The organism is bacterium (assembly GCA_035505375.1).
Classification (GTDB): Bacteria; Hydrothermota; Tepidihabitantia; order Tepidihabitantales; family Tepidihabitantaceae; genus UBA2258.
Genome location: DATJQV010000016.1, coordinates 23,912 through 50,693 on the forward strand (window position 1 = coordinate 23,912; position 26,782 = coordinate 50,693).

A 26,782-nucleotide genomic window follows, 5' to 3' on the forward strand; every position below is an offset into this window, starting at 1 on the left:
ACATGCTGGCCCGAACTACCTAGAATAGCCAGCACAAAGGAAGCAGTATGCCCATATTCCCGCGCCAGCGAAAAACTAGGTGGTATCGTGAAAGAAGCGCTGGCGGCTGCGAGATGTGTGGCTGGCGACTGCCCGGTCGCCCTAATAGCGGCCTCCACGCCTGTCACATCGTGCGCAGGAAGAACCAACAGGACAACGTGCTGATGCTATGCCCTAGTTGCCATGTGGCCTTGGACAAGATACTGAAGCCAGCGCTGCACCACGCGATTCGACGCTATAACGACGGGCGAGTTCCAGGGGATTGGGCCGCCCTCAGCGCCCAACGTACGACGCGAGGAAAGGAAGTCACGTGAAACTGGTGACTGGCGCGGCGCGGACGCTCGCAGCCGGTGCTAGGAGGTCCGTATATGGAACATCGTGAGACGACAGAGCTCAGCGCAGTTCTGGAGAAGGACCTGGAACAAGCCTTGGATGCGCTGGGCGTGTTGGAGCCGCTCAGAGCAGGGCAAGCCTGCTGCAGATTCTGCAGACAGACAGCCACGCTGGCGAACCTGTTCGGCTACTACCCGGATGTCGAGGGCGTTGCGCTTGTATGCGACAGCCCGACGTGTATCCGGACGCTAATGGACCTTCTCCGGACTGGTGATGTGAAGCTATGAGTTGGAGTACCGTGTTGACGATGCTGAAGTACTTCGGCATCGGCACGCCTGGGTTCTTCTTGCTTGGACTAGTCCTCTACATGGCCATCAAGTACCCAACGAGATTCACCAAACTGCTTGCCATCCTAATGGCTCTTGGTTACAAAGTCTTCAAGGCAGGCGAGCGTAAGGCGATCGCTCTCAACATCGAAGGCAAGGTCAATGATTTCGTGCACAACGCGGCCTCGCAGATAACTGGCATGCGAGCCGCGCAGGTCAGAATCGTGTGGACTGACGTCGCGACGACCAAGGCGGAGTTCGTGGCTCAGGATCGGCTTGTCATCAACATGAAGCGGTTTGCCAATCAAGACCGCAACTTCGTGCATGCCACGATGGCGTTCATAGCAGTGGCGTTCCTGCCTCGCGCGAAGAAACTGCTCACGGTTACCCAGCGTTCCGCGCTTGACCTATACACTGCCCAGACCCTGTTGGCGGAACAGGCGGGCCCTCTTCTGGAGCACTTCTTAGATGACTTCTGGGGCAACGAGGCCGCATCGCGACCCAAGGTCATGGAACTGGTAGAGGACTTCTACCTGATCGACAAGGTGGGCCTCTTTCGGCCGGTCCTCATCCAAGAGTTGGAGAACGTGGGCCGCAAGGTGTTCCACCGTGACCGCCGCTTCCTGGTGGCGACCGATGTTTCCACTCTTGTAAGATTCCTATGCAGATACGCGAAACGGTCGGTAGGAGACGAAACCGTGCCACTGCGACACCTCGGGGCCTACTGCAGGTGCCAGATCATGATAATTGCGCGGCATGCGAGGCTTGTGAAAGGGGACATCGAACCCTACGTCACTTTCATTAGGGAGGTCTTCGACAAGAAGGTGGAGAACCTATACCTAATCGGCCCGGCTGCACCAGATAACTGGGAATTCATGAACGCAATCGCTACTGAGGCCACCCGTCGCCTTCCCATTACAGAGGTTGCAACCAAGAGGTATCCCGGCAGCATCCTTGTCAAGGGCAGGCGCACTAAAGTCGAGAGCTACCTCATTCATCTCAGGAGCAAGGAATCAGTGACGTACTTCGACAGGGACTACGAAAAGGAGTTCATCATTCCGGCCCTTGGCGAAAGCCGAACAGAGCCAGCCCCAGAGTGCGACGCCTCTGTTCCTGCATCCTCGCGTCCGTCGTCGTCCGCCTGACGATGAGGACCTGTAGCCGGGTCGGGCGTAGGAGATTCCGGGACTCGCTACCTAACTCCGGGATTTCGGGGACGCTTGCTTATCTAATTCCGAATCCTGTCAATAGAGTGCAGCCGAGTCCGACGCCGCCGCTGACGACGCGGCAAGTTAGCAGGTAGCAGTGAGCAGTTAGTCGCGCCGCAGGCACGGGTAACCAGCGCGGCGCGTTCGCGCCCAAGGTCAGATTCCAGTTCCCAGTTCCCGGCTCCGAGCACAGACCCGACCCGCCGCACAAGCAGGCGCGGCTGGACGGGGTCACCAGGTCGCCGGTCAGCTCACGCTTCCGTGTCCTTAGCGGGGCACCGGATACGGGCGCAAGGGTTGGCGGCTCTATCGTCATCTACAGCAATGCCTTATGGGGTCGCTCCGGCACAGTTCGCTGTCTTGACTCCCGACCCAGCCTGACTATTCTGTCCTGTCCCGCACCCCCTACCGGATTCAGGGACCCGCTCCCCAGAGGGTCGGTGGAGGCACTGGTGGGTCCGCCTGGGGACCCCCTCCGGGGACCGTCCCCCCTCCGGGTCCCCCTACCGTCCCCGGAGTGGCTAGTGGGAGCGTCTGTGGAGGGGCTCGGTTGACCGTCAGGAGAATGGGTCCTGGGACCATCCGGGGAAGGGCTGAGAGGAGTATCTGGGTGGTGGGTCCAAGGGCGCGGGAGGGTGCTGGGGAGGAAGGATGGAGGATGGAGGATAGAGGACGAGGAACCAGGGGTTAGGGGCTAGGGGCCAGGGATTGGGGACCAGGGAGGAGAGGCAGTAAGGATGAAGAACGGATGTAGAAAGGGAGGTCAGAGATGGCTAGACGTCCGGTTGAGGTCAGAGTGGCGAAGTGGACGGCGAAGATGAAGGGAGACGCCATGTCTCCAGCCATGGAGCGCAAACTCGAGCATGCCGGGGCGAAGTATACCGCTTGGGCCGAGCTGTCGGTGCAGATTGAGATCTCGGTAAGAGGGGTCCTGAACGGAGCCGAGGCCGGGCACCCGGTTCCGATGAGTTCGGTGCCGTCGTACCTGGCCTTTGCCCAGCAGGTGGCGAAGGTAAGGGGTAGGTTCATCGGCGACACCGCATCGGCCGAGATTGAGAACCTCAAGACGAGTTGGGCCGCGCGCGGGATTGACCCTGTGATAATGGCCAGAATAGTGGAGGTGCTCTGATGGCGAAGTCGGCAAAGAGTCGCATAGACAACTGGGTTGCCCGCATGCAGGGCGAGGCGGTCTCGGGCAACACGAAACGGGTCCTGGACCCGACCAACGCCCTCCCCACCGCGGGTACGGCAGCGTATATGAACGCGACCGAGGCCATGTGCGCCCGCGAGGACGTGGTGAGAAACTACCTTGGGGAGCAAGGTGTCAAAACCATCCTTTACCCTTGGTATCTGGCCTTCAGTCGTCAACTCTTCAAGCTTGAGAATCAAGGCTACACGCTGAACGCCGGGAAGGGTTCTCCGGGCTATCTGGAGGCCGCGACCTTGAAGGAGAAATGGACGAGCAAGGGGCTGGACCCGGCAACGCTCGAAGGTATCCTGGGCCTCTTTACCTGACCCTGACCGGCGCGGGATGAGGGCTGGAGGCGGCACGAGAGAAGCCCTTCGACCAGCTTCCCGGGGAGCTTGTCTATGGCTTGCGCTACTCGCCCGGAAGCGGTAGCCGCTTGAAGAAGCGCTGAACCGTCGGCCGGCCGGATTCAAAGCGCAGGGCCACTGCCCCATCGACTCGCGTGTCAAAGTAGTTCACCGCGGTGCCTTCAAACCGCCGCTCCAGCCTCGCCGGGGTCGGGTATCTGCCCATGACTAGAACATAGCTCGGCTGCACGCGCTGATACAGGGCTTCGGGGTTTCCTTTGAGGCTGCCGTGATGCGGCGATTTCAGCAAGTCGGCGCGCATGGCTACGCCTGCGAGCAGATCCGGATTGTCGAGGTCGCCGGTCAAGAGCATCTTGAACCCGCCTTCTGTTACTGACGCGACGAGCGACATGTCGTTTGTCGGGGCCCTTCCGGACAGATACTGCAGCCTCGTCGCGTCGTCCGGCCAGAGGAAATCAAACCCGAACCCGAGGCCGGAGACACGGGCTCCCTTCCCGACCACGACTACGTCGGTTCCATCGGCGCGCAGCCGGGCCAGCAGGGTCTGGTAATCCAGGTCCTTGCTCTCAGTCGTCGACACGAGCAGTTGTCGAACCCGGACGCGCGCCGGCAGGTCCAACAGCCCGCCATAGTGGTCTTCGTCAGGGTGGGTCACAATGACGGCGTCCAGCGTGTGGATGCCTCGGCCGCTCAGATAGTCGCGCAACACCCCGGGGCCGTTGACGCCCGCGTCAACAAGGACCTTGTGACCGAGGCTGTCTTCAAGCAGAATCGCGTCTCCCCTCTTTGGGTCCAGAAACGTCACCGAGTTGGAGGACTTCCTCAGGACTCCCTGCCAGGCCACGACGGCAAGTCCTGAGAGCAGCAAAACCGCGAAGCCTGTTCGTGCCCGAGCGCGCCTCAGCTTCAGCGCTAGCAGACCGAGCAGGTAGGCCCAGCCAACCCAAAGCCAAGGCAAGCGACCCGGCTCCCAGATGGCCCAGCCCATGCTGCCCATGAACATGGTCAGTTTCAGCAGTGCGAGCAAAACCAGCCCGAGAGTATGAGCAAAGATTGAAGCCAGCCAGTGGCTTACGAGATTCGCCAGCAGCACCACAATCCCCAGCGGCATGGCAAGGCCGAGGAGCGGCACAACCACCGCTCCGGCCACAAATGCCAAGAGCTGAACCCGATAGAAGTGGTGCAACAGCAACGGAGCAGTGGAAAGCGCTGCGGCAATCGAGACGATGGCCGGGCCCAATACCCAGCGCGCAACGCGGCTTTGGACCAGGCCCCGCACTAGCTGCTCGACCGGCCGGGCAACAAGAGCAATGCCGAGAAAGGCGGCGAACGAAAGCTGCGCCCCAGCGTCAAAGACCGCGAGCGGGTCGAACACCAGCAACAACACCGAACACGCGCAAAGCGACGCCACCGTCGATACGCGTCGTTGAGTCGGAACGCTCAGCAGCATTGCGCAGGCCATCAATCCTGCTCGCACCGGCGCTCCAGACCTGCCCACAAGCAGTAGATACAGCAGGATCCAGGCCGTGCTTGCCCAGAAACGCCGCCACCCGCGCACGCCGAACAACGAAAGCAGCATCCACAGGACCCCGGCCACGATGCTGACGTGCATGCCTGAAACCGCCAGAGCGTATGAAATACCTGAGTCTCTGAATTGCTCCTGCACACTCCTGGGTAGCCCGCTGCTCCCGCCGAGCAGTATGCCGACAAACAACTCACCCTCAGTGCCGGGCAAAGACCGACCGAGGACTCGAAGAATGTACGCACGAACCGGCGCAATCAGCCGATTCAGAATGAAAGGCCCTTTTCCGCGCGCGAGCAAGACCACGTCCGACGCTCGCGCGCTCGCGCTGCCGACGAAGCCCCGGGCAGCGAGAATGGAGTTGAAATCGGTGACTCCCGGGTTGCGCGGGTCATCCAGAGGCTGGATTGGGCTGTACACCCGCACTACATCCCCAGGCTTGAGTCCCGGTGTGCTGTCTTTGGACCAAAGGTAGACCTTCCCGTGCCACGGTGCCGCCAGCGAGACCACGGCTCTCTGCACACGGCCGGCCGCAGGGTCGGACTCGACCACACCCACGAACTGCTGAACCATGTACAGTCGCGGGTCGACCGCTGTCGGCGCACGAGCCTGGGCATACAACAGAGCAGCGACCGCGACTGCCGGGTACAACGACCATCCGTGGGTCATCCGTACCAGCCCTGCCGCAACTGCCACGACGACAGCGACCAGCCAAAGCGGAACCGGCAACAGACGGCTCAAGGAAATACCCGTCGCGACTGCAATCAGAACCCTGACGGCCGCGTGCCGCATCCCAAGCTCGGCAGGGCCCGAGAACGTCCCGGTGGAACTCACAATTCAGGAGAGTATGCGCAAGTCCCTTGCTGTCAAGCAGGACGTAAGGACTGCCCGCCCTGAATCGGTGGTCCCACCTGAGCATCAAGTTCTCAAGAGTGTAGAAACAGCGCACAAGCAGCGGCCAGTTTGGTCGGATCTAAGGGCATGCCGGGTTTCGATACGAGCGGCGAACAACTGCCGGATAGCCGGCACGGCAGTTGCAGGCGGAACTGTAACCATGGACACTCGGACTTCCGGCATTAAGCTATCTCCGTCCGCCAGCCGTGCAAGCGACGCTGCGCGGACAGAAATTCCGTCGTAAGGAGCAACTTCGTCATCGAACCCGAACTCACTAACTTCCTGATTGACATGCGGCTGGCCATTGCTACAATTCGACGCTAGTACAATGCTGAGCGCAGTGGGCTTACTCGTCCTACTCAGTGCGAACCCAACCGGTTCGAGCGCTGGTGCCATTGCGGTCACCGTCCGGAACCCTGCTCAACTGACATCGTTCGAGTGGCAGAATATCTCCTCGCCGCAGTACGCCGGGGAGTCAATCAGCGTCGTGGTCCTCGCGCTGGACGCGGATGGCAACACCTATCCTTTCAACGGCATTGCGCTGCTTTCATCGACCGCTGGAGATGCGTACGTCTATCCCAAGTACATAACGTTCAGCAACGGTCATTGTAGTGCCAAGGTGGTCGTGACGATCGCCGAGAGCATCGGACTCCAGTGTGCAAACGACACGGTTACCGGGTCGAGCAACATTTTCGACGTCCTCCCGGGAGAGCCGGCCCGGCTGGTGGCGATAATGCCCGGCGAACAGCTGACGCCCGGCATCCCCGGGGGCCACTCCGGATGGCCCGATACCCATGTTGCGGGCGACACATTCCCGATCACCGTGTACATGACGGACGACTGGTTCAACCTGACACCATCGAGCGGCGACAGCGTGTTCTTTGGCTCGGATGATGCGTTCGCCGGACTGCCGCGAGGCGGGGCACTGTCAAATGGAACCGGCTCCTTTTCTATCAGCCTGCGCGCCGCCGGCGTCCGTCACGTCTTCACCAACGCGGGGCACGACTCGACTATCCGGGCGGACACGTCCGCCGTCAGCATCCTTGCGGGTACGTACGCCGGGATGTTGCTCGTCGCACCCGGCGAAGCGTTGCTGCCGGGGGACACGACGACCGATGTCCACGCGACACCGGGCAAGTCCGGGACGCCGTACCCCGAGTTTCTGCGCACCGCTTTTGCCGTCTCCGCGTACGCATGCGACGATTGCTGGAATCCATGCGCCGGACCGGGCGACACGATCTGCCTGACGTCGGGCCCCTGGGATTTGTGCTCGCCACCGATCGCCGTGCTAAACGACTCCGCGAAATTCACCTTCCAGTTCACCATGCGTGGGGAGAACCGCCCACTCTGGGTGCGAGACAGCACAACGAAGGCGCAGTCCTACGTGACCTACATCGACGTGCGCGCGCTGGGATCCACCATCTCGGTCGATCCACACACGCCGGACACAATCCGTGCCGGCGACACGGCCGCGGTCAAGGTGCTCGTACGCGACGTCAACGGCCAACCCATCCCCACGGCCCTGGTTCAGTTTGCGCGGTTCAAAGGCAGCGGGACGATGATCGAGCCAGCGCTGCTAACCGACACTAACGGCTACGCGACTTCCCACTTCGTGTGCATGCCCAGCCCTGCGTCGGAGCAGGATTCCATCAGAATAAGCTCGGGTGGCGTGAGCATCACCATCGGCATCTATGTACGCCACCTCTCGGACAGCCTCTTCGCGTTCCCCAACCCGTTCGGTTCGGTCAACCGCGACCGGACGGAGATCTTCTACTCGCTCCAGCAGGCGTCATCGGTCAGAGTAACCATCTACGACCTGTTCGGCAACGAAGTCTGGGCGCGCCACTTCGATCAGGGAGGACCGGGCGGCATGCTTGGCGATAACACCGTGTACTGGGACGGCACCAACAACCGAGGCTTGCGCGTCGCCAGCGGCGTCTATCTTATCCAGGTTCTCGGCACGCTGAATACGGGTATCAGCTTCAAGAACCTCTACCGCGTCGGAGTAGTCTGGTGAGACACAGGACTCGAGGATTCAAGGAATCGAGGATTCCAGTGTCCGGTACTAGACCTCTCGAATCCTGGCATCCTGGAATCCTGTTTCCTTTGCTTGCAGCCTGTGGCTTGCTCTTCGCCCAGGAAGGTGCGCCGGGCACGTTTCTCAACTACGCGATCGCGCCGCGCAGCCTGGGCATGGGCAAAGCATTCACGGCCATATCCGACGACGTCCAGGCCTGCTACTTCAACCCGGCCGGGTTGTTCCAGCTCAACGCCCAGGAGGTAATGGTTGCGCACTCTGAGCTTTACGGAGCCCGACTGGAGTACGTCGGTTGGGCGCTGCCCACTCGCGAAGCCGGAACGTTTGCCGTGTCACTGCTCAATGTCGGAGCCGAGGGCATAGACTCCCGGGGTTCCGAGAACGACCGAGGTGCGGGCTACTTCAGCGAACAGAACGCGTTCATCGCGGCCTATTCCTACAATCCCTGGCAGTTTCTTGGATTCGGCGGCAGTCTGAAGCTGATCGCGGAGAACGTATCGTTGTACACCGGCGTCGGGATCGGTGCCGACGTCTCGGCCCTGGTGAAACTTCCCCGCCCATTCAGCTTCGGCGTCGTGCTTCAGAACCTTATCCAGCCAGTCCTCACGATGCACGACATGCAGGAATACTATCCTCGCAACCTCCGTCTCGGCACCGCAGTCCGGTTGGTCGACGACCGAGTGAGGATAGCCGCGGACATGGTCGTGACCGATTTCACCGACAGCGCCTGGCGCAGCGTCGCGCCCCACGGCGGCATCGAATTCGAACTCGTACCCAACACGCTCATCCCGCGCGTCGGCCTCGATGCGAACGAAGTCAGCGCGGGCCTGGGGGTACACAGGGAATGGGGCAAGATGGCCCTTGGTGTCGACTACGCATTCCTCCTGCACTACCGTTCCGGCTACACCCTCCCTCCGACCCACAAGCTCGGCGTCTTTCTGACGTTCGCCGGGTACCGCGTCTGGATCGACGCTCAGCCGGCTGTCTTCCGCCCTAACCCCGAAGACAAGGAAAACGTGCTCTGGATGGACGTCCGGCTCAACCAGCGGGCGAATCCCAAACGCTGGCAGGTTCTGGTGAAGAACCAGTATGGTGAGGTGGTTCGCACGTTCAGCGGCTGGGACGCCCCGCCGCTGCGCATGACCTGGGACGGCCTCGACGACGCCGGCCGCCTGGTGTCAGATGGCCGCTACAGCTACGACATCGTGGTCGTGGACCAGCGCAACTGGCCGCTCCATTTCTCCGGCTCGCTGACCGACATCCGGACCGGCGGGCCCCGAGGCAAGCTGGAAGTCAAACCCAGGCAGCAGCAATGAGAAACAGGATTCAAAGGGTCCAGTGTTCGGACGCTGGAATACTCAATTCCTCGATTCCCAGAATCCTCCTTCTGGCGCTTGCGGCTTTTGGCCTGCTTAACGCCGGAGCGCTGTCACCGAGAGAGTCACGCCAACTGGCCGAACGCTACAACGCGGCTCAGGTCGCGGTCAGTCAACACGACTACGTCAAAGCGGGCGCGAATCTGGAAGAATTGGTCCATGATTTCGGGACCAGCGAGTTCGGCGACGAGCTTCGCTACGCGCTGGCCGAGACGTACTTCAACCGCGGTCAGTACGAGCGTGCCGCCGACATCTTCGGTGACCTGCTCGAGAACCCGCACCACTCCTATATCCGACCCGAAGCGATGTACGGCGTGGCAATCTCGGACATGATGCTGGGCAATTTCCGGCAGGCGCAGCTTGCGATTGAGAAACTGTCAAAGCAGCAGGGCTACGACAAGGACGACCGCACCAACTTCGCGATCGGTGTGCTGCACTACTTCCTGAAGGACTACGACCAGGCGATCGCGAATCTCAGCGGTCTTGAGATACCGGAGGCGAAGTTCTTCCTGGGCAAGGCCTACGCGTTGACCGGTCGGCCCTTACCCGCCATCCTCAAGTTCAAGGAAGTCACCGACACGGTCCCGAACACGGAACTGGCAACGATGGCCCAGTTCGCCGCCGGCCAGGCTCTGTTCATGAACCATGACTACGATGGCGCGGAGGCCAAGTTCCGGTTCTTCGTTGACAACTACAGCTACTCGCCGCTGGCCGACTATGCCGGCTATTTCCTCGGCTGCGCCCTTATCGCCAAGAAGCAGTATTCCGCAGCGATCGAACGCCTCACGCCGCTCACGCGTAACGCCAACAACCTGCTGGCCGCACACGCCAACTACTTCATCGGCTATGCGGACTTGGCGTTGAACCAGGCCCAGCCTGCGGTCGAGCGTTTCCAGCGCATCCGCGCGAGCTACTCACGGACGCGTGTCGCCAACTACGCCGACCTGCAGCTTTCCCGTGCCATCCTCGCCAAGACGGACACGGCTCAGGCGCTGCTCGCCACCAGCCAGTTGGCGGCCGTGTTCAAGAGCGGTGACCTCTCAGGCATCGGCAACTACATGTCTGGGGTCATCTACTACCAGTTGGCACAGTACGACAACGCCACCCGGCAGTTCGAGGCCATCCTCGTCAGCCACGCCGCCACTGCCCTGCGCGAGCCGGCGTGCGCGATGCTGCTCCTGTCCCTGAACAACTCCGGCCAGTACGAAAAGGGAGTGGCGCTGGGCACGAAATACGTCGCCGACTACCCGAACGACACCACCGAGTGGCGGGCCAAGACGCTCTACTTCCTGGCCGACGGCCTCTACTACGACCACAAATACAGCGACGCCGATGCCTACTACCAGCAGGCCTACGCTCATCCGGCGGCTTCCGATATCGCCGTCTATGCACGGCTCGGCCGCTGCTACAGCCTCTATCACCTCGGCCGGCTGGACGAAGCCATCCGCGGCTTCAAGGGACTGCTCACCGCGCGCCTTACCGACACGCTCTTCACCGTCAGCGCCTATCTCGGCTATGGCTATTCGCTCTTCAACCAGAAAGAGTACCTCAAGGCGCTCGACGTGTTCGAGCCGCTGTACAAGACCTTCCCGAAACAGGCAACCGCCGCGGTACCTGCCTATTTCTATGCCGGGTACAGCTACTACCAGCTCGGCTACTACGGACAGGCGGTAGACGCCTGGAGCGAACTCATCAACCGATTCCCGACCGACAGTGTCAAGACGCCGGAAGCGGCTTTCCGCACCGGCGACACGTATTTCAAGGCGCTTGACTACGACAAGGCGGTCGGCGTCTTCAACTTCGTCGTGGAGCGCTTCCCCTTCTCCCAGTTCGGTGCGCCTTCGCAAGCGTTAATCGCCCAGTGCTTCTACAACCGGAAGCAATACCTCGACGCGGTCCGCGAGTACCAAAAGTTCCTCGACCTCTACCCCACTGACGCGCAGGCCGTCAGCGTTCGCAAAGGCCTGGAGACGAGCTACTACCTCGCCGGCCAGGAAGACTCCGCGATCATGGAGGACTTCCTCAGGCGCTTCCCGCAGTCGGAAATGGCGGCGGATGGCGGGTACAGCAAGGGCAAATCGCTGTTCGACGCCGGCAAATACGAACAGGCCATCGCCGAACTCCAGAAGGTCGTGGTCAACTTCCCAGGGTCAACCACTGCCGCCGACGCCCAGCTCCTTACCGCCGAGGCCTACGCGGGAATGAAGCACTGGCCCGACGCGGTGCAGGCGTACCAGAAATTCCTCGACTACTTCCCCAAACACGAACAGCGCGCCGGTGCCACCTTCAACCTTGCCACCGCCTTTTTCAACTCCGGCGACTACAAGCAGAGCATCAAATACTTCCAGCTCGTCATCGACTCATTCCCGCAATCCGAATACATTGAGAGTGCCCGCAAGAATGTAGACATCTGTCAGAAGCGACTCGGGGCGGACCAGTCGGAGGGTGGGACGACGACACCACAGGCTGCCCAGCCTGCCCCGACGAGCCGGGCCGTTGCGCCGAAGCCGGCCCCAAACAAAGGAGACCAGAAGCAATGATTCTCGGACAGAGCCTGATGACGATATTCCGACACAGTTGGGTCATGGTTACCCTGCTTATCGCCTCCATCGCTGCGCTGACTTTGATCGTCGAGCGCCTCTGGTATTTCTCCCGCAATCGCTTCAACTCCAGCAAAGGCTTGATTGAGCTACGCCGATTGCTGACCAGTTCTACGCCGGCCGATGCCCTGAACTGGGCGCACAGCCAAAAGAACCCGATGGGCCGACTGTTCACGGTCGCGCTCGAGAATGATACGCTACCCGGAGATGAACTGTCCGACCTCCTCTACAGCCTCATCCTAGAGGAACGTCTCCGGTTCGAGCGCCTGGTCGGCGGCGTGGGTTCACTGGCAAATGTCGCCACGTTGCTGGGTCTGCTCGGAACTGTCACCGGTCTCATTCGCTCGTTCGGCAATATCGCGGCCACCGGGTCGGGTGGACCTGCAGTGGTGTCGGGCGGCATCGCGGAAGCACTGGTGGCAACGGCATTCGGCCTGTCCATCGGCATCCCGACCCTGTTCATGTACAACTACTTCACCAAGAAGGCTGGTGATGTGACCATTGCCTTGGAGAGCACGTCGGATCGGCTGATTGTCATGTTCGCCCGTATGCGTGACCGTGCCGGTGCGGAAGCGCCGACCGCAGAGCCCACCGCGCCACGCTCGGGTCGGCCGAAGCCGACGACCGACGATTCATCCTGGAGATTCTGATGCGCAGGCGGCCCGAGCGACATCACTCCGGTGAGTTGATATTGACTTCGCTCGTGGACATAGCCCTGTGTCTCGTTCTCGGGTTTCTCATAGCGATGCCCCTCTTCTTCGAGACCGGCATCTTCGTGTCCGCGCCGGGCGTCGCGCTCGCCAGCAGCGGCGAGCAGGGTTCGGACATCAAGGCGCAGATCTTCCTGACGAACGACGGGCGGGTCCTTCTCAATGAATCCGAGGTGTCTATGGCGCAGCTCACCGACCTGTTACCCAAACTGCTGGACCGAAGTCGGGAGAGACGCGTGGTCGTTGCCACCGAAGACCAGGTAGTATACGACAAGGTCATGCAGGTCCTGGACCTGGCCAAGCAGTCGGGCGCAGCCGACCTTGCCTTGTTGCGCACCCGGAGCGCACCGTGAAGGGCGTAGCCAACATCGATATCCTGCCGCTGGCGGCAGTGGCACTCGTGCTGGTGCTCATCATGATGGTGGTGTCACCGCTGGTCGTCTCCCGTAACAGCACCCCGGTAGACCTGCCGCAGACCCACACCTCCGAGCGCAAGGTGGAGAACGACCTTACGATCACCTATACGGTTGACGGAAGGCTGCTCGCTGACGACAAACCGGTCGCCTCCCTTTCCGAACTCGAGAACATAATCCAGGCGCAACTGGCCAGGGACCCCTACATTCTGGTAGTCATCCGTGCCGACAAAGAATGCCTGCACGCCCGAGTGCTTGACATACTGGCCACGGCCCGGCATGCCGGCGCCCTGCGCATTGCCTGCGCGACCCGGAAGTACCGGGAAGGGTAGCAGCCATGTTCGAGGAACGGACTGTACTTCGGACCAACATGTCGCTTGTGATCGCGGTCGCCATCCACATCGCCGGGATACTGCTCCTGTCGCGACCGGCGGCTCATGTCGATTCGGCCGCAGACCTACAAGAGGTCAGTTTCATGGACGTCACCTACCGCCCGGAAGTCGCAAAGGTACTCCCGAGGTCAGCGATACCGGGTGGCGGCGGGGGCGCAGCCCAAGGCGCCCCGGCGGATTTCGGAGCCGGCGCACCTGCCTACGGCTCAAGCAGTGGCGGAGAGTCCAGTCCCATCGACATGAGTGCGGCAATGGCAAGGGACAACTCCCAGGCGCAGATCAACATGAACCGTTATGACCTCGATCGCGGCTCTGGGATGGACGTGATCAGGCTGGGTGGAACCAGCACGACAAAGTCCACCGATGAGATCCTGGCGCAGCCGAAGGTTGAGCTGGCTCGCGGTTTGGCTCATGGCGGTGGAAGCGGAGGTGCAGGGGCATACGGATTACGCGGGATGCCCGGAGTGCCACAGCCTCAGGCAGAACTGACTATCGAACACCGCGAGCTTGCGAAGCCGGCCGCCGCCGCCCTGCCCGCAACCGCGGCCGAGGATTTGCCCAAAGTCACGGCGCCGATGTCCCGCGGCACGAACTTTGCGATTGCCGGCCCCATTTCCCAGCGTGCGATCACCCGAAAGGTCGTGCCGAACTATCCAAAGTGGGCGCTTGACCGTCGAGTGTCAGGTACAGTTGTCGTACGTGTCTGGGTACAACCCGACGGCCAGGTCAAGGGCGCGCCCACCGTCGAGTCGAGCTCGGGCTATCCGGACCTCGACGAAGTGGTTGTGGACGCCCTGCGCGGATGGGTGTTTGCGCCACTCGGCTCAGGAGTCACGGCTGAAGACCAGTGGGGAGTAATAACGTTCAAGTTCATGCTTGCCTAACATTATGTCGCTACTGATTGCCCTTCTGCTGTTTTCCCGAACGTTGGCTCCGGCACAAGCCGGTGCCGACGCGGCGGTCCAGCGGTCTGACACGACCGAGACCCGTCCGGCCAAGAACTCTGACCAGCATGCGATCGGCGAAGAGGTCATAAAGGGGCAGACCGCAGTCAATATCCAGGACGTGAAGCCCTACTTCCCGCCTCAGATTGACCCGTACTCGCCGGTCAACGAGCTACTGGTTCCGGCAAGCTACGTGCTCGACGAAGGGCTCTACCATTCGGTCGACTCGGTCACCGTCCCCCGGCACTTCGCGCTCTCATCCTACCTGCGCGTCCCGACGGAGCGGGACTTCATCTATGGCGACATGATGGTTTTCCTCCCGAACTTTGAGGATCGCGTCGTCAACTGGGACCTGGTCGTGTCGAACTCACTGGGCGAGACAGTGCGCCGTATCGCCCGCAACGGCCAGCCGCCTGCGGTCCTCAACTGGGACGGCAAGACCGACGCGGGTGAGCCGATCGCTCCCGGGGAAGTATACAGCTTCACGTTCAATGCCTATGACGCGCAAGGCAACCAAACGCGGATTCCCGGCACGCCTCAGCGCGTCAACGGCATCGTGCAACAGGTGGGCGATGAGTACGTCGTCTCGATCGCCGCCGACCAGATCTTCGCCGAGGATGGCGCGCAGTTGCTGGAACAGGCGGCCCCTCGCCTCGACGAAGCAGCCAACGTCGTCAAAGAGAAATTCCAGAAACAGGTTCTGGTCTATGTGTACAGCGAGCAGGAGCGACTCTCGGCTGACCGCTGCCGCGTGATCGAGTCCGAACTCGGCCGCCGGGTCGTGCTGCCGGCAGGAGCTCTCGATGTCGTCCCCAAATTCGTGCCGGGCCTGCAGCCGAAGCTCTCCAAAATCGAAATCCACGTCCTCTAGCCCGAACCGGGACGGACCGTAATCCAGAAGTCGGTGTGTGCCCGCCTGAATTGACGAATCGGCGCTCCCGACTATGATTAGCGGAATGAACAAAACTGCGGCGCAAGAATCACCACTTGCTTCACCATGCCCGAGTCACCCGCTCTCAGCCGTCATCGCCGGTACCGGTTCCCACGTCCCGGAGCGCGTGCTGACGAACGCAGACCTTGAGAAGATGGTCGACACGTCCGACCAGTGGATAACCGAACGCACCGGGATGAAGGAACGTCACATCGCCGCGCCCGGAGAGGCCGCGTCAGACCTTGCCATGGTCGCGTGCGAGAAAGCCCTGGCGGAAGCAAACGTCAAGCCCGAGGAAATTGACCTCATTGTCGTCGGTACCGTAACTGGAGACATGCCGTTTCCTTCGACTGCCTGCGTTCTGCAGCAGCGGCTCGGTGCGAGGCACGCCGCCGCGTTCGACGTGAGCGCCGGCTGCACCGGCTTCATCTATGCGATCAGCGTCGCCCGGCAGTTTGTGTCTACCGGCGTCTACCGAACAGTCCTGGTGGTTGGCGTCGAGGTGCTAAGCAAGATCACCGACTGGACCGACCGTTCCACCTGTGTCCTGTTCGGGGACGCGGCCGGCGCGGCCGTGCTGAAGGCCAGCGAAGAACCGGGCACCGGCATCCTTGGTACTTACCTGGCTGCCGATGGGACCGGAGGCGAGCACCTGTACATGCCGGGCGGGGGTTCGCGCAATCCGGCAACCGTAGAAACCGTGCAGCAGCGTCTGCACACCTGCAAGATGAACGGCAACGCCATCTTCAAAGTCGCAGTCCGCAGCATGGCGAAGACGGTCACCCAGTTGCTCCACCAGACCGGGCTGCATGCCGATGACCTGACGCTGCTCATCCCCCACCAGGCCAACCTGCGTATCATTGAGGCGACCACCAAGCTGCTGAAGTTCCCGCCGGAACGTACGTTCGTCAACATCGCGAAGTACGGCAACACCTCGTCGGCTACCACCATTGTCGCTCTGGACGAGGCCCGCAAGGCCGGCAGGGTCCATCCCGGCGATGTTGTCATGCTGGTCGCATTCGGCGCCGGCCTCACCTGGGGCGGCGTCCTCATTCGCTTCTAGCGCACAAACAGAATCAGAGGACTCCGGCAATCCGGAGGTCCGGAGTCATGACCAGGGTCGCGGATTCCCAACCCCCGCGCGTCTTCGTATCAGCCCCGACTGGTAAGCGGTGCAAGCCGGGCCACCGGCAAGGACTGATACCACTCGATCAGGGGCTGAATCTCGTCGCGGTGCCCGGACGCCGCCAGCGCAGCAGCCCGCCGCATGACGAAGAACCGGTAGCGCAACAGGATCTCCCGTGTCCGCGCGTCAGGTTCGCTGCGTGGCAGACGGACAGTGAGCTTCGTATAGTCGAATACGGGCAGCGCCGAGCCAGCCGCAAGCCCGGAATCCGGGGCTTGAGGCTTGAGGCTTGAAGCTTGTATCTGGAACAGGAGCCCGACCGGGGCGCGCGGCACACCTGACAACATCTGACCGGCATCGGTCCCTGCGTCCACGTCAAAGGTCGTGTAGGCCGGTCGTTCCGGGCTGTGGGTAACGAAGCTCTCGAGTAGTCTGATGTACCGGCGCTGTATCTCGGCCGGGTCTTTCAGGCGGTCGTGCTCAAACTCATCAAGGTACTGGCGGTAGCTGGCAATCTCCGTCTGCGACCGCTGAACCAGCCAGGGGTAGGCGCGAGCGAGGTAATCGAAGTACCACGAACGCCGGAGAAGCTCCTTGTCGATGACGCAGACATCCGGTCGCACCTGCTCGACGTGCTGCAGGTAAAACAGCGGCGAGTAGACATCCCACCAATCGGTGATGATGGTCGCGTTATGCCCGGCTGAGACAAGTGTGTTCATTGCCTGGTCGTAGGCGACGTAGTCGCCCTGCAAGCCGGCGACCTTGTAGTTCAGCACCAAGGCGGCAATCCCTAAGAGCCATGGCACCTGCCTGACGATGGTCCTGGCTGCTGGTCCGACATTCGACACTCGGCACTCGACACTCGTCACTAGCCCATCGAGTCCCACCATCCCGAATACTCCCAGTACAACCAAACAAGGTATGTAGTACGAGTCGATGTCAGGAATCGAATAGTTAATGGCATATAGGAACGCTGCGACGGCAGAAACCGTCAAGCCGATGGCCAGACTCCGCCTCTGGCGGAACAGCCGCGCCACCCCGTACAGCACAACCGGGACAAGCACGTACAGGAAACCACGGGCCAGTATCGCTGTCCCGCGCCCGGCGTTGCGCATCACCTCACCGAATGGCTGAGAGAACATCCACACCTGGTACTGCCAGCCGGTCATGTGGCGTATGAGGTGAGTGATGTCTACGGGATTGTCCCATGCCAGCAAGGGCCCGGCCCTGGCGCGAAGCACCAGGAACAGATAAGGGGACATCCCAAACACGAACAGCAAGACCAACACCGGAATCCGGCGTACCAACTCGCGACGATACGCCAGTACGGCGGCCATCGCCGCCCCCAGAACGGTGCTTGTCGCGGACATGTGGTTGGTCAGAGCAAGCCCCATGAGGTACGCCACAACCAGCAGCGGCCCTCCCCGCATCGACGCCTCAGCCGTCAGCCAGAGCAGCACAACCATGACGAGCGCGAGAGCATAGACCTCGACGTCGACCGCCGCGCTCCACACCGGGCACGAAAAACCCAGGAGCAGCGCACCGGTACCCGCCACTACCCTCGAAACTCCCAACCGGAGTCCCAGCAGTAGAAAGAACCCAACGCCGCACGCGGCCAGCACCGCGCTCAATACTGCCACGCGGTTGGCAACATTGGCTACAGGGATGAGGCTCACGATCCGACCAAGCATGGTGTACAATGGATATCCGGTCGGATGCAGGATATTCATGAGGTGACAGCCGGCCGCAAGTTCGCCCGAGTCAATCAGGCCCACGGTTGGCGAAAGAGTGAGAAGGTATACGACGAACGCCAGCGGGACGACAAGCCAGACGAGGTGGCGCGTCCTGGAACCCAATTCCTAATTCCTAATTCTCAATGACTAACGAATACCCAACCCCGAATGCTCGGGCAATACCGGAGGCCGCCTTGCGCTCCAACTGCTCACTGTCATCCTCCTGGTGCTTGATTGGCAATTGGTCATTGGCACTTGGTCATTTCCCCCATGTCATTCTCCTAGATACGCTGCTTTGACCTTCGGGTCACGCAGCAACTCAGCCGCCGGGCCGGAAAGCACGACCTTGCCGGTCTCAAGCACGTAAGCCCGGTGTGCAATCTGCAGGGCCATGAACGCGTTCTGCTCCACCAGCAGAATCGCCGTCCCCTCGCGGTTGATCTCCCGGATTATGTCGAATATCTCGCGCACGAGTATCGGCGACAACCCCATCGAAGGCTCATCGAGCATGAGCAGCTTGGGTCGCGCCATCAGGCCGCGTCCCATCGCCAGCATCTGCAACTCGCCGCCGGAGAGCGTTCCCGCGGTCTGGCCGAGCCGTTCCCGCAGCCTCGGGAACGACTTGAACACCCTGTCGAGAGACGAGGGACCAGGGACGCGGGACTGGGGTCCGGACCCTGACCCCTCGCCCCTCGCCCCACGCCCCCGGCTATATGCCCCGAGCAGCAGGTTCTCGCGTACCGACAGGTAAGCGAAGGCCTGCCTTCCCTCCGGTACGTGGGCAATTCCCGACTTCACGACCCGGTGCCCGGCCAGGCCGTCAATCCGTCTTCCTTCGAACTCTATCTCGCCCTCGGCCGGCTTCATCAGCCCGGAGATGGTGCGCAGCGTCGTGCTCTTGCCCGCACCGTTTGCCCCGACCAGGGTGACGATCTCACCCTCGCCTACCTCGAACGAGATGCAGTGCAGGGCTCGAATCGCGCCATAGTCAACCGACATGCCGCGGACGCTCAGGAGCAAGAGACGACCCCTGTCACTGGCCAATTTCCCAATTGCCAATTACTAATGCCCAACGAAGTCCCGAATACGCCTGGGACGCAGCCATTCGTTGGGAATTGAGAATTAGTCATTGGTCATTTTCCCAGGTACGCCTCGATCACCTTCGGGTCCTTCTGAATCGCCTCGGGCGCGCCCTGGGCGATGACCTCTCCGAAATCCATCACGACGACCCGGTCGCACACACCCATCACGACCTTCATCTGGTGTTCTATCAAGAGCACCGTCAGCTTGAACCGTTCCCGGACGAACCGGATGAGTTCCATCAGTCTCCCGACCTCGAACGGATTCATCCCGGCCGCGGGCTCGTCCAGAAGCAGCAACTTCGGGTCGGACACCAGCGCCCGCGCGAGTTCGACCCGCCGCTGCTCGCCGTACGGCAGGTTCCGCGCCAGTTCGTCCCGCCTGCCTTCCAACCCAAGGATCGAGAGCAGTTCAACCGACCGTTCAGTTACCTGCCGTTCCTCGCGTTTGAACCCTGGCCCGCGCAGGATCGTGCTCACGAGCCCGGCCCCGCCCCGATGATGGTACGCGACCCGGACGTTGTCGAGCACCGAGAGTTCCCTGAAAAGACGGATGTTCTGGAACGTGCGCGCGATCCCTCGCTGGTAGATGCGGAAAGGCTGCATCCCGGCGATGTCGATGCCGTTGAAGCGTATGGCGCCCCCGGTCGGGACGTAGTTCCCTGTTATCAGATTGAAAACGGTCGTCTTGCCCGCGCCGTTCGGCCCAATCAGGCCGACCAGCTCGTGGTCGGCGATTGACATGGTGAAGTCGTGGACTGCGACCAGGCCGCCGAAGGCCTTGGTGAGCGATTTGGTTTCGAGGACAGGAGTCATGACCTCGTTGCCGCCGTTTGTCCCACCACTGGATTCAGTGCCCCTGGCGCAGCAATTCCCAATTGCCAATTCCTAATGCCCAACGAAGTCCCAGTGCAAACTGTGATTTGGTCATTCGTTAGGAATTGGGAATTAGACATTGGTCATTTCCTCGCGGATGGCTTCAGGAATCTGAACTCGGTCCCGGCAAAGATGCCGCCCGGCCGGACCAGCATGAAGATGATAAGCAGCAGCGGGTAGATGACCCAGCGCCAGTCCTGAACCGACGGCGGCAGCAAAATGCGGAGCCCCTCCAGCAGGAACGTCCACGCCACCGCAGCCACGATCGTACCGGAGATGCTGCCTAAGCCGCCCAGCACAACTACCAATAGCACGTCGATTGACTTCAGGAAGTCAAAGTTGGACGGGTGCAGGAACGTGAAAAGGTGCGCGTACAGGCCACCGGCCACCCCTGCATACATGCAGCCGATGACGAACCCCAGCGTCTTGTACCGAGTGCTGTCGATACCCACCGCCTCGGCCGCCAGTTCGTCCTCGCGCACCGATATCAAAGCCCGGCCGATACCGGAGAAGACGATGTTGCGCAGCACCACGACCGCGGCCACTGCGAGGGGAAACACCCAAAGGAACGAGGTCAGCTTCGGAATCGCGCTCATACCCCGTGACCCGCCCATCATCGGGATTACCTTGTCCGCGTTGTCGAAAAGCACCTTCACGATTATCCCGAAACCGAGTGTCGCGATGCCGAGGTAGTCCGACTTGAGCCTGAGTATTGGCAGTCCGATGAGCAGGGCGACCAGTCCTGCCACCAGCGCCCCGGCCACCAGTCCGACGAGCAGAATCGCGGGGCTCTGCCCGCCGATGCTGCGAGTGACGATCGCGGCAGTGTACGCGCCCATGCCGTAGAACGCGGCGTGGCCCAGCGAGAACTGCCCGGTGTAACCGTAGATGAGGTTCAGCCCCAGCGCCGAGATGGTCACGATTCCGGCCAGACAGATTATCTGCTGCCAGTAAGGATTAAGCGCGCCCGCCAGTATCAGCGCTTCGATGCCGACGAATACGGCAACAGCGACTAGCAGCGCGACCACACCGGCACCAAGGCCCCTGCGTGTACTCATGCTTCTCTATGACCACCAATTCCCAATTGCCAATTCCCAACTAATGCACGAATGCCCAACATGCGCCTTGGCAATTCTATCACATGGAACTTCGTTGGGAATTGAGAATTAGTCATTGGGAATTATCGCTATACCTTTTCCCTTGTCGGCCTGCCCAGAATCCCGGACGGCCGCACCAGCAACACGATAATCAAGATGCCGAATGCCACCGCGTCGCGGAAAGTCGATGAGATGTAGGCGGAAGTGAAAGTCTCGACTACGCCCATGATAAGCGAGCCGAGCATCGCCCCGGGAATCACGCCGATTCCACCCAGCACCGCTGCCACGAATGCCTTCAGCCCCGGCATCACGCCCATGAAAGGGTGTATCTGCGGGTAGGCGATACCGTAGAGCACGCCGCCGGCTCCGGCCAGCGCCGAGCCCACGCCGAACGTCACCGAGATAACCCAGTCGACGTCGATTCCCATCAGCCGCGCCGTGTTGTGGTCGTAGGACACCGCCCGCATCGCCAGGCCGGTCCGGGTCTTGTTCACGAACAGGGTCAGCGCTACCATCAGCAGGGTCGAGACCGCGAAGACTATTATCTGGATGTTGCTGACCGACACGCCGCCGATGTGAAACGACGTGACGGCGAACGGTCTCGGGAAAGCCCGATAGTCTGGCCCGAACACGAACTTCAGACTGGTAAAATACTCAAGGAACAGCGAGACGCCCATGGCGGTTATCAGCGCCGAGATGCGCGGAGCGTTCCGCAAGGGGCGGTAGGCGACGCGTTCGATGAACATGCCCAGAGCGGCGCACCCGACCATCGCGGCAACGATGGCGAGCGGCCAGGGCAGCTTCCAGCTCGCCAGCGCGAAGAACCCCACGTAGGCCCCGACCATGAAGACGTCCCCGTGCGCGAAGTTGATGAGCCGCACGATGCCGTAGACCATGGTGTACCCGAGGGCAATCAGAGCATAGACGAAACCGAGCTGGAGGCCGTTTATCAACTGCTGGAGGAAGTACGACACGCGCAATCAGAATCCCAAAACCCCATCGGAAGTCAAGCCGCGCAAGAGTGCTCGTTCATCGTCCATCGTCAATTCTGGTTTCTGATATCTGGTTTGTCCGTTTCTGGCCAATCTGTGTAATCTGCGTAATCTGCGGTTACTCGTCCTTTCGTTCATCTTCTCATCGTCCGTCGTCAATTCTGGTTTCTGGTTTCTGAATTCTGCTCTATCCGAATCCTGAGTCTGCGGTTATCCGCCTCCGAGTTCTGGGGTTCCTACGTTCTGGTTTTGGAATCTGTGTAATCTGCGTAATCTGTGGATGTCCGCTCCTCTTCAGGTTTCTGCATTCTGGTTTCTGGATTCTGGTTTCTGAACTGTCCGCATCCTCACTCTGGCCTGCCTTGACTTGGGGTCTGGGTCCGTCTAGAATAACCCCTCAGGTTAGTTCAGAAAGGAGGCCGTGTGACCCGACTACATGTGCTCCTGTTCTTTTTCGCCGGGCTGGCCGCCTGGCTGCCCGCGCAGGATATGACAATTGACAGCCACGGAGTGCCATCAGTCATCGGCACCTATGGCAGGTTCAGGCAAAACAGTTCAGCCTTCACCTGGACCGCATTCGATTCGACCCGCACACATTGGGACCTGACTTCCTACCCCGGCGGCGAATGGTCAAGGGTAGGCATCGTCGACTGGACGACCGGCAGTCCGCCTGCTCCTGAAACGACGCAGGCTGACGCGCCCGACCCGCAGGTGATGGAAGTCGACACGCTGGGCTCGGGCTCGGTCCAGGACATCTACGAGTACCGAGACTCCTCCGCCCTGTACATTGACGGCATCGACTTCCAGCAGGGCGGCTACCGCTTCCTCGGCAACTTCCGACCGGACGCTGCCGTCTACGCGACGCCGCTGCGCTCCGGTTCGAGTTGGGCGAGTTCCATCAACTGGCAGTGCGAAATCACCCCGGGCATCCCCTACACCGCGACCGAAACCCACACCAAGAGCGTTGTCGCCAGAGGCAAGGTCAAAGTGCCGATGTCCGGCGACTACTACTGGCCATGCCTCGTCGTGCGCGACCACATGACCTTCACCGACAACCTCGGCAGCAACGACGCGCGGTGGATATACGAGTGGCTCGTACCCGGCCATTTCAGCGGTGCCAACGGCGTGGCCGCGGCGATGAGCCCGAGCAACGACAACCCGAACTTCACCACCGTCGCCGCCATGATGCAACTCTCATCCGCCTCCATCCCGAACTGGGACCTGCTCCCGCCCGAGTTCTCAAACGCGCGCGTCTGGCCGGATACGACCTTTGCCGGCCCCTACGTGGTCTGGACGGTGATACGGGACAACGACTCGGTCGCCGAGGAATCGCTCTTCTACCGGGTGGACTCGGGCGCGTGGGTCGGGTCGCAACGCGATTCCGCCAGAGCCGACACCTTCTACTTCACCATCCCGTCGGTCACGCACTCCTCCCGAATCGACTACTACTTCTGGGCAAGAGATCGCTTCTCCACCGACAACGACATCGACTTCTGGACCACGTGGCCGGTCTGCTCGCCGGAGAGCACCATGGTCACCTTCCACGTAGACTTCACCGGCGCGGCGGAACAGGAACCGGCGATTCCCGGCCGCATCGGGCTCTCGGCCGCCCCCAACCCGTTTGGCGGCTCCACCACCTTCTACTTCAACTACCCCAATACGCGGCAGGCGACCATCAAGGTCTTCTCCAGCTCCGGCGAGCTCGTCCGCAACCTGGAGATGTCACCGGTCCCGACCCTCGGATTCCAGGCCCACTGGGATGGCAGAGACGAATCAGGCCAGCCGGTGCCGGACGGCACCTACCTCTACCGCGTAGAAAGCGGCGGGTACATCGAGACGCGCAAAGTGACTCTGACGAGGTAGGAAGTGATCCAGTGGTCCAGTGATCGAGTGCAGGATCGTCACTTGGTGTTCCCTAACTGGTCACTTCCTGCCGCATGCACCTGGTCAGTTGAGCCCGCGAGAGCGCTGGCAGCAAGGAGTTGACCCAACATGGAACTAAGGCCAATAGCAATCGAACGTCCCGATGATACAAACGTCATCATCGGCCAGGCACACTTCATCAAAACAGTGGAAGACATCCATGAACTGATGGTAACCACGGTGCCGGGCGTGAAGTTCGGGTTGGCCTTCAACGAAGCATCCGGCCCATGCCTTGTCCGACACTCGGGCACCGACCCTGAACTGGAGAAGCTGGCCGTGAAGAACTCGCAGGCAATCGGCGCCGGACATACCTTCACCCTCATCCTGCGCGGAGCCTACCCCATCAACGTCCTGTCGCAGCTCAAGGCGCTCTCCGAGGTCTGCTCCATCTTCTGCGCCACGGCCAACCCGGTCGCGGTCGTGGTAGCCGAGACCACGAGCGGACGAGGCATCATGGGCGTGATTGACGGCGAGTCGCCTAAAGGCATCGAAGGCGACAAAGACATCGCCGACCGCAAAGCCTTCCTCCGCAAGATAGGCTACAAGCAGTAGAATCCACGCTCACCCTTCCCTCTCCACTGCAAAGGAGAGGGCTTGTTTTTCACCATCCGCTGTCCGCCAACCACCCCTTTCAGCCGGACGATCTTCAATCTCGAATCTAGATTCCTAAATGCCCTTGAATGCTCCCTTAGAAGCTCGTCAGAAAGCTCGTTTCAGAGCTCGCCGGAAAGCACCTTAGAATGCATACTCAAGAGCTTACTCCATAGCATCTTCCATTGCTCAACTCAAAGCTCGTCACATCGCATCGCGCATCGCTCATCTCGAAGCTCAGCGCATTGCTTCTCACATCGCTCGCTGCAAGGCTCGGTCGAAAGCTCGCGTCAAAGCACCTCCGAAAGCTCAGTTCAAAGCTCATTTCAAGGCTTGTTTCATGGCTTCTTCGAACGCTCCTTCGAAGGCTGGCCCCCAGGCGACCCCTATATGCGGATTCTCCGCGGCCCGAAAGTGCTTAAATGACCGAGAGCAATTGAGTTACGCTCGATTGGCGAGTGTCACCAGACCCTCAGTTCTTTTTGTCCTTTCGGTGAACCCGGGGTCCCTCCGCTCATCGTTCCATGTCCCGGGTTTCGGCTCTTGGCCTTTGGCTTTTGCCTTTTGACCTAGTCCCCGTCGTCGCGTCCCAACTCCTTTCCGCTAGTGCATTTCTGATTTCTGGTCTCTGAATTCTGGTTTCTGCATTGTCCGGTTTTCTCTATCCCCTGGACGGCTGGGGGAGTTCCTGCCCCTTGTGCGGTCCTCGTTCCTGCACCAGCTGCAACCGCCCCAACAATGCCGGCAACAGCAGCCGCTTCTGCGTCTTAAACAGCCACCGCTCCGGCCCGATGAACGGCCTTCGCTCCGACGTCCGCAACAGCGACTGTTCACGGTACTGCACCTGCGCCCTGAACCGCACCCGGTCCCGGTATCGCAACGGCTGCCGGCCCTGGTGCCGCAACGACTCTCGTTTCTGCGCCGGTTCCCGGCCTCGGAATGGCACCAGATCAACCTACAGCAACGACCCTCGCTCCGGCTCCTGCTTCGGGCCAACCAGCAGCCCTCGTACCGGCCTCGGCCCGGCCATGTCAGGAACCTGCCGGGGCTCTGCAGATTAACAGGGCGGGCTTTCGCCCGCCCTTGACCTGTCTGCTGTCTACCGTCTGCTGTCTTCTTGCCGCTTACCTCGTCACTACCGCCTTCTTCACGTCCCGGAATCCCGGCGCGGCGAGATGACAGAAGTAGACGATCATCGCGTCCCTGCGCGCAAGGTCAATCCTCTAGCGTGTCCCTGGAACTGGACCCCGAAACCGACGTTGAACCGCCAAGAACGCCAAGGAAAAAGGAGAGAAGGACGTTCCTTGTCCGGACCCTCTTTGTGTCTTTGTGCCTTGGTGGTGAGTTCCTGTTTCGGTTCTGGAGCCGGGAATGGCACTTGACGCTCGGTAGTGTTCTGCTAGACTGAAGCATGAGTCCCCGAGTCCAACTCGATCGCGAGAAGCTGGCCGAGTTCTGCCGGCGTAACCACATCCGGAAACTCTCGCTGTTCGGGTCAGTGCTCACCGACCGTTTCGGCCCCGACAGCGACATAGATCTCCTCGTGGAGTTCGAGCCGCACAACGGTCCCGGCTATTTCGGCCTGGCACGGATGGAGCGGGAGCTTTCCGAGTTGGTCGGCCGCAAGGTTGACCTCAGGACACCTGCCGAACTCAGCCGATACTTCCGGGACGAGGTCTGTGCCGGTGCCCAGGTACAGTATTCCGCGGCCTGACGCAATCCGTCTGCGCCACATGCTCGACGCCGCCCGTGAGGCGCTGGAGTTCGTTCGGGGCAAGACCGAAGACAACATCGGCGAAGACCGCATGCTTGTTCTCGGCCTCGTCAAGGAAATCGAGATCATCGGCGAGGCTGCCGGGAAGGTGTCCGAACCCACCCGCCGTCATTTGTCGCAGATACCGTGGCAGGACGTAATTGACATGCGGAATCGCCTGATACACGTCTACTTCGACATCGACGTCGGCGTGGTCTGGGACACAGTGTCCAAGGACCTCCGACCGTTGATTGCCGTTCTTGAGAGGGCACTGGCGCACACCCGGCTCTCCAGCCTGCCCCATAGTTGACACCTCCGCTGCCGCCGCT

23 protein-coding genes are annotated in these 26,782 nt (G+C 61.1%); 17 read left to right on the forward strand and 6 right to left on the reverse strand.

Annotation, left to right across the window (positions count from 1 at the left end):
* Positions 1-407: 407 nt before the first annotated feature.
* The 4 genes from VMH22_02655 (at position 408) to VMH22_02670 (ending at position 3,421) form a co-directional block, all read left to right on the forward strand.
* The gene (locus VMH22_02655; GenBank protein ID HTW90586.1) at positions 408-659 is read left to right on the forward strand and encodes a hypothetical protein; all 252 of its coding nucleotides are present in this window, start codon (positions 408-410) and stop codon (positions 657-659) included.
* Positions 656-1,843, forward strand: coding sequence for a hypothetical protein (locus tag VMH22_02660; protein ID HTW90587.1), 1,188 nt, complete (start codon positions 656-658; stop codon positions 1,841-1,843). Before VMH22_02655 ends, VMH22_02660 begins: the two co-directional genes overlap by 4 nt.
* Positions 1,844-2,675: 832 nt before the next feature.
* The gene (locus tag VMH22_02665; protein ID HTW90588.1) at positions 2,676-3,035 is read left to right on the forward strand and encodes a hypothetical protein; all 360 of its coding nucleotides are present in this window, start codon (positions 2,676-2,678) and stop codon (positions 3,033-3,035) included.
* Complete coding sequence (locus VMH22_02670; protein ID HTW90589.1) at positions 3,035-3,421, forward strand: hypothetical protein; 387 nt, start codon at positions 3,035-3,037, stop codon at positions 3,419-3,421. Before VMH22_02665 ends, VMH22_02670 begins: the two co-directional genes overlap by 1 nt.
* An 85-nt stretch (positions 3,422-3,506) precedes the next feature.
* Here the strand turns inward: VMH22_02670 and VMH22_02675 are convergent, their stop codons facing one another.
* Positions 3,507-5,819: a ComEC/Rec2 family competence protein gene (locus VMH22_02675; protein HTW90590.1), complete on the reverse strand. Its 2,313-nt coding sequence runs from the start codon at positions 5,817-5,819 to the stop codon at positions 3,507-3,509.
* A 388-nt stretch (positions 5,820-6,207) separates the two neighbouring features.
* On the opposite strand from VMH22_02675, the gene VMH22_02680 reads away from it, so the two are divergent.
* The 9 genes from VMH22_02680 (at position 6,208) to VMH22_02720 (ending at position 16,346) form a co-directional block, all read left to right on the forward strand.
* Positions 6,208-7,896 (forward strand): FlgD immunoglobulin-like domain containing protein, encoded by a 1,689-nt coding sequence (locus VMH22_02680; GenBank protein HTW90591.1) that lies wholly within the window; start codon positions 6,208-6,210, stop codon positions 7,894-7,896.
* Between the two features lie 107 nt (positions 7,897-8,003).
* A complete protein-coding gene (locus VMH22_02685; protein HTW90592.1) occupies positions 8,004-9,233 on the forward strand; it encodes a hypothetical protein in 1,230 nt (409 codons plus the stop codon).
* Positions 9,230-11,833, forward strand: coding sequence for a tetratricopeptide repeat protein (locus VMH22_02690; GenBank protein HTW90593.1), 2,604 nt, complete (start codon positions 9,230-9,232; stop codon positions 11,831-11,833). The genes VMH22_02685 and VMH22_02690 overlap by 4 nt, the downstream gene beginning before the upstream one ends.
* Positions 11,830-12,543, forward strand: a complete 714-nt coding sequence (locus tag VMH22_02695; GenBank protein ID HTW90594.1) for a MotA/TolQ/ExbB proton channel family protein — start codon at positions 11,830-11,832, stop codon at positions 12,541-12,543. The genes VMH22_02690 and VMH22_02695 overlap by 4 nt, the downstream gene beginning before the upstream one ends.
* Positions 12,543-12,956: a biopolymer transporter ExbD gene (locus VMH22_02700; GenBank protein HTW90595.1), complete on the forward strand. Its 414-nt coding sequence runs from the start codon at positions 12,543-12,545 to the stop codon at positions 12,954-12,956. The genes VMH22_02695 and VMH22_02700 overlap by 1 nt, the downstream gene beginning before the upstream one ends.
* Positions 12,953-13,348 carry a biopolymer transporter ExbD gene (locus tag VMH22_02705; protein ID HTW90596.1) on the forward strand — a complete coding sequence of 132 codons (396 nt, stop codon included), beginning with the start codon at positions 12,953-12,955 and terminating at the stop codon, positions 13,346-13,348. The genes VMH22_02700 and VMH22_02705 overlap by 4 nt, the downstream gene beginning before the upstream one ends.
* A 5-nt stretch (positions 13,349-13,353) precedes the next feature.
* Complete coding sequence (locus VMH22_02710) at positions 13,354-14,292, forward strand: energy transducer TonB (GenBank protein ID HTW90597.1); 939 nt, start codon at positions 13,354-13,356, stop codon at positions 14,290-14,292.
* Positions 14,285-15,223, forward strand: a complete 939-nt coding sequence (locus VMH22_02715) for a FlgD immunoglobulin-like domain containing protein (protein HTW90598.1) — start codon at positions 14,285-14,287, stop codon at positions 15,221-15,223. The genes VMH22_02710 and VMH22_02715 overlap by 8 nt, the downstream gene beginning before the upstream one ends.
* Positions 15,224-15,308: 85 nt before the next feature.
* Complete coding sequence (locus tag VMH22_02720) at positions 15,309-16,346, forward strand: beta-ketoacyl-ACP synthase III (protein HTW90599.1); 1,038 nt, start codon at positions 15,309-15,311, stop codon at positions 16,344-16,346.
* Between the two features lie 89 nt (positions 16,347-16,435).
* On the opposite strand, the gene VMH22_02725 is transcribed toward VMH22_02720, so the two are convergent.
* From VMH22_02725 to VMH22_02745, 5 genes are all read right to left on the reverse strand, one after another.
* A complete protein-coding gene (locus tag VMH22_02725; protein HTW90600.1) occupies positions 16,436-18,265 on the reverse strand; it encodes a DUF2723 domain-containing protein in 1,830 nt (609 codons plus the stop codon).
* A 150-nt stretch (positions 18,266-18,415) separates the two neighbouring features.
* Positions 18,416-19,141, reverse strand: a complete 726-nt coding sequence (locus VMH22_02730) for an ABC transporter ATP-binding protein (GenBank protein HTW90601.1) — start codon at positions 19,139-19,141, stop codon at positions 18,416-18,418.
* A 134-nt stretch (positions 19,142-19,275) separates the two neighbouring features.
* Positions 19,276-20,037 carry an ABC transporter ATP-binding protein gene (locus VMH22_02735; protein HTW90602.1) on the reverse strand — a complete coding sequence of 254 codons (762 nt, stop codon included), beginning with the start codon at positions 20,035-20,037 and terminating at the stop codon, positions 19,276-19,278.
* 143 nt (positions 20,038-20,180) lie between these two features.
* Positions 20,181-21,155, reverse strand: a complete 975-nt coding sequence (locus VMH22_02740; GenBank protein ID HTW90603.1) for a branched-chain amino acid ABC transporter permease — start codon at positions 21,153-21,155, stop codon at positions 20,181-20,183.
* A 128-nt stretch (positions 21,156-21,283) separates the two neighbouring features.
* Positions 21,284-22,168: a branched-chain amino acid ABC transporter permease gene (locus tag VMH22_02745; GenBank protein ID HTW90604.1), complete on the reverse strand. Its 885-nt coding sequence runs from the start codon at positions 22,166-22,168 to the stop codon at positions 21,284-21,286.
* A gap of 441 nt (positions 22,169-22,609) precedes the next feature.
* Here VMH22_02745 and VMH22_02750 point away from each other — a divergent pair, with 441 nt between their 5' ends.
* From VMH22_02750 to VMH22_02765, 4 genes are all read left to right on the forward strand, one after another.
* Complete coding sequence (locus VMH22_02750) at positions 22,610-24,049, forward strand: FlgD immunoglobulin-like domain containing protein (protein ID HTW90605.1); 1,440 nt, start codon at positions 22,610-22,612, stop codon at positions 24,047-24,049.
* A gap of 129 nt (positions 24,050-24,178) precedes the next feature.
* Positions 24,179-24,661: an adenosine-specific kinase gene (locus tag VMH22_02755; GenBank protein HTW90606.1), complete on the forward strand. Its 483-nt coding sequence runs from the start codon at positions 24,179-24,181 to the stop codon at positions 24,659-24,661.
* 1,450 nt (positions 24,662-26,111) lie between these two features.
* A complete protein-coding gene (locus tag VMH22_02760) occupies positions 26,112-26,414 on the forward strand; it encodes a nucleotidyltransferase family protein (protein HTW90607.1) in 303 nt (100 codons plus the stop codon).
* Positions 26,386-26,763 (forward strand): HepT-like ribonuclease domain-containing protein, encoded by a 378-nt coding sequence (locus VMH22_02765; GenBank protein ID HTW90608.1) that lies wholly within the window; start codon positions 26,386-26,388, stop codon positions 26,761-26,763. The genes VMH22_02760 and VMH22_02765 overlap by 29 nt, the downstream gene beginning before the upstream one ends.
* The last annotated feature ends 19 nt before the right edge of the window (positions 26,764-26,782 follow it).